General features: G+C 72.8%; 10 protein-coding genes. 5 read left to right on the forward strand and 5 right to left on the reverse strand.

The features are described 5' to 3' along the window. Positions 1–152: 152 nt before the first annotated feature. Entirely contained in the window at positions 153–1,799 is a 1,647-nt protein-coding gene (locus tag AB0F62_RS15725) for a DEAD/DEAH box helicase (RefSeq protein ID WP_361798236.1), read from the reverse strand. A 480-nt stretch (positions 1,800–2,279) separates the two neighbouring features. Here AB0F62_RS15725 and AB0F62_RS15730 point away from each other — a divergent pair, with 480 nt between their 5' ends. Beyond that, positions 2,280–3,014: a ferritin-like fold-containing protein gene (locus AB0F62_RS15730; protein WP_361797958.1), complete on the forward strand. Its 735-nt coding sequence runs from the start codon at positions 2,280–2,282 to the stop codon at positions 3,012–3,014. Between the two features lie 9 nt (positions 3,015–3,023). Here AB0F62_RS15730 and AB0F62_RS15735 read toward each other — a convergent pair whose 3' ends face one another. The 4 genes from AB0F62_RS15735 to AB0F62_RS15750 form a co-directional block, all read right to left on the reverse strand. Then, the gene (locus AB0F62_RS15735) at positions 3,024–3,299 is read right to left on the reverse strand and encodes a hypothetical protein (RefSeq protein WP_361797961.1); all 276 of its coding nucleotides are present in this window, start codon (positions 3,297–3,299) and stop codon (positions 3,024–3,026) included. 124 nt (positions 3,300–3,423) lie between these two features. Further along, on the reverse strand, positions 3,424–3,654 hold the full coding sequence (locus tag AB0F62_RS15740) for a DUF3107 domain-containing protein (protein WP_018561495.1): 231 nt from the start codon (positions 3,652–3,654) through the stop codon (positions 3,424–3,426). 133 nt (positions 3,655–3,787) lie between these two features. Continuing rightward, positions 3,788–4,423, reverse strand: coding sequence for a TetR/AcrR family transcriptional regulator (locus tag AB0F62_RS15745; protein WP_361797964.1), 636 nt, complete (start codon positions 4,421–4,423; stop codon positions 3,788–3,790). A 100-nt stretch (positions 4,424–4,523) separates the two neighbouring features. Continuing rightward, positions 4,524–4,748 (reverse strand): hypothetical protein, encoded by a 225-nt coding sequence (locus AB0F62_RS15750; protein WP_361797967.1) that lies wholly within the window; start codon positions 4,746–4,748, stop codon positions 4,524–4,526. 181 nt (positions 4,749–4,929) lie between these two features. Between AB0F62_RS15750 and AB0F62_RS15755 the strand changes: the two genes are divergently transcribed. The 4 genes from AB0F62_RS15755 to AB0F62_RS15770 all read left to right on the forward strand — a co-directional run bounded on the left by AB0F62_RS15755 (position 4,930) and on the right by AB0F62_RS15770 (position 9,458). Then, entirely contained in the window at positions 4,930–5,898 is a 969-nt protein-coding gene (locus tag AB0F62_RS15755) for an alpha/beta hydrolase (protein WP_361797970.1), read from the forward strand. A gap of 4 nt (positions 5,899–5,902) precedes the next feature. Further along, entirely contained in the window at positions 5,903–7,303 is a 1,401-nt protein-coding gene (locus tag AB0F62_RS15760; RefSeq protein WP_361797973.1) for a DUF3152 domain-containing protein, read from the forward strand. A 162-nt stretch (positions 7,304–7,465) separates the two neighbouring features. Then, entirely contained in the window at positions 7,466–7,582 is a 117-nt protein-coding gene (locus AB0F62_RS15765; RefSeq protein ID WP_361797976.1) for an Ms4533A family Cys-rich leader peptide, read from the forward strand. Between the two features lie 160 nt (positions 7,583–7,742). Next, a complete protein-coding gene (locus tag AB0F62_RS15770) occupies positions 7,743–9,458 on the forward strand; it encodes an ABC transporter substrate-binding protein (protein ID WP_361797979.1) in 1,716 nt (571 codons plus the stop codon). Positions 9,459–9,511: the final 53 nt, after the last annotated feature.

The following is a 9,511-nucleotide window of genomic DNA, read 5'->3' on the forward strand; positions in this document are numbered from 1 at the left end:
GGGTCCCCCCCCCCCCCGGCGGGGCCGGCCCCGCCCCCCCCCCGGGGGCGCGGGGGGCGGCCCGCGGCCCCCGGCCGCGCCCCGCGGGCGGGCCCGGGGCGGGCCGGGCACCCCGGGTGGGGGGTGCCCGGCCGTCCGGTGCGCGTGCCGTGTCAGCCGGTGGCCTCGTCGGCGGGCTTGGCCGCCCGCGTGCGGCGACGACGGCGGACGGTCTTGGCCGCGCCCTCGCCCTCGCCCTCGGCGGGAGCCGCTTCCGGCGCCGCCTGGGACGCCGGGGCCTCCGCGTCCGCCGCGGCGCCGGACCGGGTACGGCGCCGACGCGGGGCCGGGACCTCCTCGGCCGCCGGGGCAGTCGTCGTGGCCTCCGCGTTCGCCGCGCCGGCACCCCCACGGGTGCGGCGCCGGCGGCGCGGCGCAGGGGCCTCGGTCGCCGGGGCCTCGACGGTCTCCACGACCGCCTCCGCCTCGGCGGGGGCCGCGCCGACCGCCTGGCCGTTGCGGGTGCGGCGGCGCTGGCGCGGCGTACGGGTACGGGCCGGACGCTCCTCCGCCTCGGCCGATGCGGCCGGGCCGGACTTGCGGCCGCCACGGCCGCGTCCGCGGCCGCCGGTCTCGCCCAGGTCCTCGATCTCCTCCGCGTCGAGCCCGGCACGAGTGCGCTCCGCACGCGGCAGCACGCCCTTCGTGCCCTCGGGGATGCCGAGCAGCTCGTAGAGGTGGGACGACGTGGAGTAGGTCTCCTCCGGGTCGTTGAACGGCAGGTCCAGCGCCTTGTTGATCAGCTGCCAGCGCGGGATGTCGTCCCAGTCGACCAGGGTGATCGCGGTGCCGGACGCGCCCGCGCGGCCGGTGCGGCCGATGCGGTGGAGGTAGGTCTTCTCGTCCTCCGGCGTCTGGTAGTTGATCACGTGCGTGACGCCCTCGACGTCGATGCCGCGCGCGGCGACGTCCGTGCAGACCAGGACGTCGACCTTGCCGTTGCGGAAGGCGCGCAGCGCCTGCTCGCGGGCGCCCTGGCCGAGGTCGCCGTGGACGGCGCCGGAGGCGAAGCCGCGGCGCTCGAGCTGCTCGGCGACGTCGGCCGCGGTGCGCTTGGTGCGGCAGAAGATCATCGCCAGACCGCGGCCCTCGGCCTGCAGGACCCGCGAGACGAGCTCGGCCTTGTCCAGCGAGTGGGCGCGGAAGACGTGCTGGGTGATGTTGGCGACGGTCGCGCCCTCGTCGTCCGGCGCGGTGGCCCGGATGTGCGTGGGCTGCGACATGTAGCGGCGGGCGAGGCCGATGACGGCGCCCGGCATCGTCGCGGAGAAGAGCATCGTCTGCCGCTTGGCCGGCAGCATGTCGATGATCTTCTCGACGTCGGGGAGGAAGCCCAGGTCCAGCATCTCGTCGGCCTCGTCGAGGACGAGCGCGCGGACGTGGCGCAGGTTGAGCTTCTTCTGGCCCGCCAGGTCCAGCAGCCGGCCCGGGGTGCCGACGACCACGTCGACGCCCTTCTTCAGGGCCTCGACCTGCGGCTCGTAGGCGCGGCCGCCGTAGATCGCCAGGACGCGGACGTTGCGCACCTTGCCGGCGGTCAACAAGTCGTTGGTGACCTGCTGGCACAGCTCACGGGTCGGGACGATCACGAGGGCCTGAGGACCGTCGACGACGTCCTCCGGCTTGGCGCGCCCCGCCTCGACGTCGACCGGGACGACGACCCGCTCCAGGAGCGGAAGGCCGAAGCCCAGGGTCTTGCCGGTGCCCGTCTTCGCCTGGCCGATGACGTCGTTGCCCGCGAGGGCGACGGGGAGCGTCATCTCCTGGATCGGGAAGGGAGTGGTGATGCCGACGGCCTCGAGGGCCTCGGCGGTCTCGGGGAGGATCCCCAGATCGCGGAAAGTCGTGGCGGTGGTCAGGATGCTGCCTCTTCTGTTGGGACGCGGCGCCGAGCGGTTTCCGGGGAGGGTCGGGCGCAAGGAACTGCGCTGACCGCGCGGATTGCCATCCGGCCGTGGGTGGCCGAGGTGCGCGGGACCTCTGCCCTCGTGCGCGCCGCGAATCTGTCCCCCTCCCCATGTGAGGAGGGCGGTCGGTAGGAGCCGATCGGGCCACCGACCGGGCATCCATTCATGCGTGACCCGCCGGGTCACCTGGCGGGTCCATATCACTGTACCCCGGAATCACGCACCCGCGGCGGATGGATTTTCCGGTCCGTGGGACAGGTCACGTGGCGGCATCCGCGCGGCGGGCCGTACGGGATGGTTGCCGCACTGGTGGGGTTGGCTATTGTGCGCAACATGGAGACGCCAGACACCCCCGCCGACACCCCCGCCGAGACGACCATCGCCGCCAAGGACTGGGCCGCCGCGTCCGCGGACCCGCAGTACCGGGCGGCGGTCGTGGACCTGCTCGGGGCCCTCGCCTACGGCGAGCTGGCCGCCTTCGAGCGGCTGGCGGAGGATGCGAAGCTCGCGCCGTCCCTGGAGGACAAGGCGGCGCTCGCGGCGATGGCGTCCGCCGAGTTCCACCACTTCGAGCAGCTCCGCGCGCGGCTGACCATCATCGAGGCGGACCCGACCGCGGCGATGGAGCCCTTCGCCGCCGCGCTCGACGAGTTCCACCGCCTGACCGCCCCGTCGGACTGGCTGGAGGGCCTGGTCAAGGCGTACGTCGGCGACTCCATCGCGTCCGACTTCTACCGCGAGGTCGCCGCCCGGCTCGACGCCGACACCCGTGAGCTGGTGCTCGCCGTGCTCGACGACACCGGCCACGCCTCCTTCGCCGTGGAGAAGGTGCGCTCCGCCATCGAGGCCGAGCCCCGGGTCGGCGGCAGGCTCGCACTGTGGGCGCGCCGGCTGATGGGCGAGGCGCTGTCGCAGGCGCAGCGGGTCGTGGCGGACCGGGACGCGCTCAGCACGATGCTGGTCGGCGGGGTCGCCGACGGCTTCGACCTGGCGGAGGTCGGCCGGATGTTCACGCGGATCACCGAGGCCCACACCAAGCGCATGGCGGCGCTCGGTCTGGCCGCCTGACCGGTCCGCTCAGGCGGTCCGCGGCGACGAAGGACGGGCGCTCCGCGGCGAGCGCACCAGCAGCGAGAGCAGGGCGGCCGCGACCCCCACCGACACGGCGAGGTTGATCAGGAACCGGTCCGAGCCGAGGACGGTACGGGTGATGAGACCGCCCACGAGGGCGGCGACCGGACCCGTGGCGAGCACGAGCGTCGCCGCCGCGAGGCGGCGGCGCGGGAGCAGCCGGGTCGCGGCATACGCGACGGCGAGCCCGACAGCGGCGAACGCGATCGATTCCCACAGCATGGCGGCGGCCCCTCCCGGAGGACTTCGGTCGCACGGGTCCTACCCCGCGGGGCCGGAGCGCGAAACGGCGGGTCACCCCATTCGGGGGTGACCCGCCGTGCGTGTTCCCGGTCGGGAGCGGCGGCTAGAGCTGGGCGCCGAAGCCGACCCGGCGCGTCGCCGGCTCGCCGATCTCGACATAGGCCAGCCGGTCGGCCGGCACGAGCACGCGCTTGCCGTGCTCGTCGGTGAGGCTGAGCAGCTTGCCGGTGCCGGTGAGCGCCTCGGCGACGGCCTTCTCGACCTCCTCGGCCGTCTGCGCGCTCTCGATGATGATCTCGCGCGGCGCGTGCTGCACGCCGATCTTGACCTCCACGGCTTTCGTCCCTCCGAACGGTCTGCGGTGTGCGCGGTTGGAAATCGCGCCGTACGCAGGACACATTAGCCGCGCCCGGCACCCGGGCACGGGCCGACGGGCACGCCCAGAGCGAACAGCCGCCGAGCGGTGGTCAGTGCTCGGCGCCGTGCAGCGGGAAGCCGGCGATGCCGCGCCAGGCCAGCGAGGTCAGCAACTGCACCGCGGTCTCGCGGGTCATGGAGCTGCCGCTGGACAGCCAGTAGCGGGCCACCACCTGCGAGACGCCGCCCAGGCCCACCGCCAGCAGCATGGACTGCTCCTCGGCCAGACCGGTGTCCTCGGCGATCACCTCGCTGATCGCCTCGGCGCACTGGAGCGCGACCTTGTCGACGCGCTCGCGGACGGCCGGCTCGTTGGTCAGGTCGGACTCGAAGACCAGACGGAAGGCGCCGCCCTCGTCCTCCACGTACGCGAAGTAGGCGTCCATGGTCGCCGCCACGCGCTGCTTGTTGTCGGTGGTGGAGGCCAGTGCGGTGCGCACCGCGTCGAGCAGGGCCTCGCAGTGCTGGTCCAGCAGGGCCAGGTAGAGCTCGAGCTTGCCGGGGAAGTGCTGGTAGAGCACGGGCTTGCTGACGCCCGCCCGCTCGGCGATGTCGTCCATCGCGGCGGCGTGGTAGCCCTGGGCGACGAACACCTCCTGGGCCGCGCCCAGCAGCTGGTTTCGCCGAGCCCGGCGCGGCAGGCGTGTGCCGCGAGGGCGCGCCTCAGTCTGCTCGATGGCTGTCACGCCGCCTCCCAAGTGATGTCGTTCTGCGCTGCGGGTGCCATCGTACTTTTCGGTAGCGGGGCCATGCGCTGTGCGAACGCACATTCTCACCAAGTGGAACTCAGCGATAGTCGTCCTCGTCCAGTTCCACCACCCTGCGCTGGTCCGCCACGTCGGCGGGATCGGCGTCGTCCGGGCGTTCGGTGATCGGGACATCGCGGTGCTGCAGCAGTTCGAGGTGCTGTTCGGCGATGTCCGCCTCGGGGGCTTCGATGTCGGCCTCGGCGTCCTCCAGGTCGTCGATGACGTCATCGTCGAAGGTCTCGATGTCGTCGGACACGGGCACCTCCCATCTGGTCGTGCGCTGCGGGTCCCCCGCTGCTACCCACTGTCCCCCTCTTTCCCCTTTTGTGAGCCTAGGAGACAGGGGTGAGGGGTGCAGAGTGACAGGAGGGGCGGAAAATCCCCGCGGCGCGTGTGAGGGCGAACACACAAGCGCACGCGTGATCACCTCGTAACATTGCCCCATGTCCTCGACGGAGTCCCCCGAAGCAGCGCTCTCCGCCGTGCCCGTCCCACCCTCGGGAGCGAGAGCCGGGGACGGCGAGGCGGTGCGGTCCGTGATGTTGCCGGGCCTGACGCTGACCGTACGGGCGCGGGCGGAGCAGGCCGACGGGCTGCCGCCCGCGCTCTTCGTGCACGGCCTGGGCGGTTCGTCCTCGAACTGGTCGGCCCTGATGCGGCTGATCGGGGACCGGGTGGCCTGCGAGGCCCTGGATCTGCCCGGCTTCGGGCACTCCCCGCCGCCGGACGACGGCAACTATTCGATCGGGGGGCACGCGCGCGCGGTCGTGCGCCTGCTGGAGGCTTCCGGGCGCGGGCCCGTGCACCTCTTCGGCAACTCGCTCGGCGGTGCCGTGGTGACCAAGGTCGCCGCGGCCCGGCCCGACCTCGTCCGCACCCTGACGCTGGTCTCGCCCGCGCTTCCCGAGCTGCCGCCGCAGCGGTCCGCGTGGTCGACCGGGGCCCTCGGGCTGCCGGGCGTGCCGACGCTGCTGAGCCGGGCCACCCGGGACTGGCCCCCCGAGCGGCACACCCGGCAGCTGCTGGCGCTCTGCTACGGCGACCCGTCGAAGGTCAGCGAGGAGTCCTTCGCCGAGCACGCCTCGGAGTACGAGCGCCGGATGGCGCTGCCGTACTTCTGGGACGCGCTGTCCCGCTCCGCGCGCGGCATCCTCGACGCCTACTCGCTCGGCGGCCAGCACAACCTGTGGCGGCAGGCCGAGCGGGTGCTCGCGCCAACCCTGCTGGTGTACGGGGGCCGGGACAAGCTGGTCTCCTCCCGGATGGCGTACCGTGCCGCCCGGACGTTCCGTGACGCGCGGCTGCTGATGCTCCCCGACACGGGGCACGTCGCGATGATGGAGCACCCCGATGCGGTGGCGCGGGCCTTCCGCGAACTGCTGGACGCCACGGACGCGCGGACGGATCACTGACTTCATGGGCAGGCACAGCGCACCGGGCGGCCGCGACGGCCGCCGCGACGACGTACCGGGCATATCCGGGGGCGGCAACGCCGGCACCGGCCGCCGCCGGCGTTCCGGCCCGGCCACGACCACCCCGCCGCGCCCCGGCGGACCGGGCCAGGCGCCCGGCACCCCCGCGCCCGGGGGATGGGACGGCTTCCGCCCCGGCGACGCCGCGCAGGGACACCACGACGTCCCGGGTCACGGACACCCCGAGCACCGGGAGCACGCGGCCTGGGGCCGTGCCGGTTCCTGGGCGTCACCGCGCACGCCGCGCGGAACCCGGCCCGCCGAGCTGGCGGACACCGCGCTCGGCACGGAGTACCCGGAGGACGACGACCCCCTCGACGCGAGTGCCCCCGCCGCGCCGCGCGTATCCCGCTTCCCGCGCCAGCGCACCGCGCCCGGTGCCGGGCCCCGTACCGTCCCCGGCCCGCGGCAGGAGTTCGTCGCGGCCTTCGACCTCTCCGCGGAGCCCGGGGCACCCGCCGAGCGTGCCGGGGAGGCCGAGGAGACCGGGGAGCAACCCGAACGGCCCAAGAAGAGCGTCAAGACTCGCGCCTTCAGCGGCGCCGCGGCCGCCGCGGTCGTGACCGTGCTGGCCGTCGTCGTCGCGGGCCAGGTGGCCTCCGGGGGTGAGAAGCGTCACCCGGACGCCGCCGGGGCGCCGGGCGCCGGCCGCGCCGCCGACGACTCCGCCTCCCGCTCCCAGGGCCGGGCGACCCCCTCCACCGCCCCCTCCGCCTCGCCCTCCGCCGTCGCCGCCCCGCTCACCTACGACCAGGCGATGGCCCGGCTGTACCCGCTCGACCAGGACGTGAAGCTGGGCGGGAAATTCGAGACCGTGAGCGGCCACCGCCAGGCCCCGGGCAAGGACGGCAAGCTGCTGCGCGTACGGGTGGACGTCGAGAAGGGGCTGCCGCTGAACAGCCGCCTCTTCGCGGACGCCGTCTACAAGACGCTGAACGACAAGCGGAGTTGGGCGCACGCCGGTGCCCGCAGGTTCGAACGGGTGTCAACGGGCCCGGCGGACATCGTCATCACCCTGGCCAGTCCGCGCACCACGGCCGAGTGGTGTGCGAGGTCCGGACTGGACACGACGGTTGACAATGTGTCATGTGACGCGGCGTCGACTCCGCGGACGATGATCAACGCCTATCGCTGGGCGCAGGGGTCGGAGACCTATGGTCCCGGCAGGATGTTCGCCTACCGGGAGATGCTGATCAACCACGAGGTCGGGCACCGGCTCGGCTACAACCACGTGGTCTGTCCCAAGCAGGGCGCCCTCGCCCCGGTGATGATGCAGCAGACGAAGTTCCTGTCCATCGCGGGCGTGACCTGCAAGCCCAACGCCTGGCCCTACCCGCGGGGCTAGGCAGGGCCCGGGCCTGGTCCTGCTCGGCTCAAGCCCTGGTCAAGCCCTGGTCAAGCCCGGCCTCGGCCCGGTTCCGGGCGACCCGGGGGCGGGTCCTGCCTCCGAGGCGGGAACCGCCCCGGCTTTTTGACATCGAGCGATTCATCGTTCAATGTTTCCGGCATGCCGCACAGCCCCGCCTCGGAAGCCGACGCCAGCATCGAGCTGGCGCTCATCGGCGTGGCCGGGCACAGCGTGGCCGACATCCTGTGTCGGTGTTCCACGGTGCCGGGCGCGTAAAGGGCACGTCTTCCCCCTCGCCCCGGACCTCTCAGCCCGTGGGCACAGTGCTCGACGCATGATCGATCCTTCACGGCCTCTCGCATGAGGCCGTCGCCGCTGCCTGCGGGCCTTTCCCAGCCCCGCCCTCTCCATCTCGCAGCCGCGAAAGGGATCTTCGATGTCTCATCTGTCCGTCACACCCCGCCGCCTCGCAGCGGCCGCCGTCGTCCTGGCGATCACCGGTGGCGCCGCCGCGTGCGGCCCGGAGGACAGCGGGGCCAAGGCGGCGGCCGACGGCAAGCCCGCCAAGGGCGGCACGCTCTACGTCCTCAACCAGAGCCCGCAGGAGGACTTCGACCCCGCCCGGCTCTACACCTCCGGCGGCGGCAACATACCCGGCCTGGTCTTCCGCACGCTGACCACCCGCAACCGCGAGAACGGCGCCGACGGCGCCAAGGTGGTCCCGGACCTCGCCACCGACACCGGCACGCCCAACAAGGACGCCACCGTCTGGACGTACCACCTCAAGGACGGCCTGAAGTACGAGGACGGCAGCCCGATCACCACCGCCGACATCAAGTACGGCATCGAGCGCTCCTTCGCCGCCGAGCTCTCCGGCGGCGCCCCCTACCTGCGCGACTGGCTGATCGGCGGCAAGGACTACCCGGGCCCGTACAAGGACAAGGACGGCCTGGACTCCATCGAGACCCCGGACGCCAAGACCATCGTCTTCCACCTGAACAAGCCCGAGGGCGACTTCCCCTTCCTGGCCACCCAGACCTCCTTCGCCCCCGTGCCGAAGGCCAAGGACACCGGCACCAAGTACGAGAACCACCCGTTCTCCTCCGGCCCCTACAAGGTCGTCGGCAACGAGAACGACGGCGAGCACCTCGTCCTGGAGCGCAACACCCACTGGGACCCGAAGACCGACGAGGAGCGCAAGGCCTACCCGGACCGCATCGACGTCCGCTCCGGCCTCGACGCCGCCGTGATCAACCAGCGGCTGTCCGGCGGTTCCGGCAAGGACGCGGCCGCCGTCACCACCGACACCAACCTCACCGCCGCCGAACTCGCCAAGATCACCGGCGACAAGGAGCTGGCGGGCCGCGTCGGCACCGGCCACTTCGGCTACACCGACTACATCGCCTTCAACCCGAAGGTGAAGCCCTTCGACAACCCCAAGGTGCGCCAGGCCATCGCCTACGCGACCGACCGGACCACCGTCGTCAACGCCCTCGGCGGCTCCTCCCTGGCCGAGGCCGCCACCACCTTCCTGCCCGCGCAGAAGTCCTTCGGCTACACGCCCTACGACCCCTTCCCGGCGGGCAAGAGCGGCGACGCCGCCAAGGCCAGGGAGCTGCTGAAGGAGGCCGGCTACCCGAACGGCCTGACCGTCACCCTCTCCCACGACAGCAGCTCGGGCGACGAACAGGGCCCCGAGGTCGCCACCGCCCTGCAGGACGCGCTGAAGAAGGCCGGCATCACCGTCAAGCTCGACGGCCTGGAGTCCAGCGCCTACAGCGAGAAGATCCACGGCGTGAAGACCGAGCCGGGCTTCTTCCTCACCGGCTGGGGCGCCGACTGGCCGTCCGGCGGCCCCTTCCTCGCCCCGATCTTCGACGGACGGCAGATCGTCAAGGACGGCTACAACTTCAACAGCGCCCAGCTGGACGACCCGGCCGTGAACAAGGAGATCGACGAGATCAACAAGCTCACCGACCTCCAGGCCGCCGCCACGCGCTGGGGCGCCCTGGACAAGAAGATCGGTGAGCAGGCGCTGACCGTGCCGCTGGTGCACCCGGTCTACAAGCGCCTGTACGGCAAGGACGTCAAGAACGTCGTCATCAGCGACTGGACCGGTGTCCTCGACGTCTCGCAGGTCTCCGTCAAGTGACCACCACCGACGTGCTCGCCGCGCCCGGCGCGGCCTCGGGGGTGTCCGAGGCC

It is taken from the genome of Streptomyces sp. NPDC026673, assembly GCF_040638135.1.
Taxonomy (GTDB): Bacteria; Actinomycetota; Actinomycetes; order Streptomycetales; family Streptomycetaceae; genus Actinacidiphila.

Bases quoted from the DNA above. Each gene is read 5' to 3' on its own strand.
- AB0F62_RS15760 (WP_361797973.1), top strand. From the start codon at position 5,903: ATGGGCAGGCACAGCGCACCGGGCGGCCGCGACGGCCGCCGCGACGAC.
- AB0F62_RS15755 (WP_361797970.1), top strand. From the start codon at position 4,930: ATGTCCTCGACGGAGTCCCCCGAAGCAGCGCTCTCCGCCGTGCCCGTC.
- AB0F62_RS15765 (WP_361797976.1), top strand. From the start codon at position 7,466: ATGCCGCACAGCCCCGCCTCGGAAGCCGACGCCAGCATCGAGCTGGCG.
- AB0F62_RS15735 (WP_361797961.1), bottom strand. From the start codon at position 3,299: ATGCTGTGGGAATCGATCGCGTTCGCCGCTGTCGGGCTCGCCGTCGCG.
- AB0F62_RS15770 (WP_361797979.1), top strand. From the start codon at position 7,743: ATGTCTCATCTGTCCGTCACACCCCGCCGCCTCGCAGCGGCCGCCGTC.
- AB0F62_RS15725 (WP_361798236.1), bottom strand. From the start codon at position 1,799: ATGACGCTCCCCGTCGCCCTCGCGGGCAACGACGTCATCGGCCAGGCG.
- AB0F62_RS15730 (WP_361797958.1), top strand. From the start codon at position 2,280: ATGGAGACGCCAGACACCCCCGCCGACACCCCCGCCGAGACGACCATC.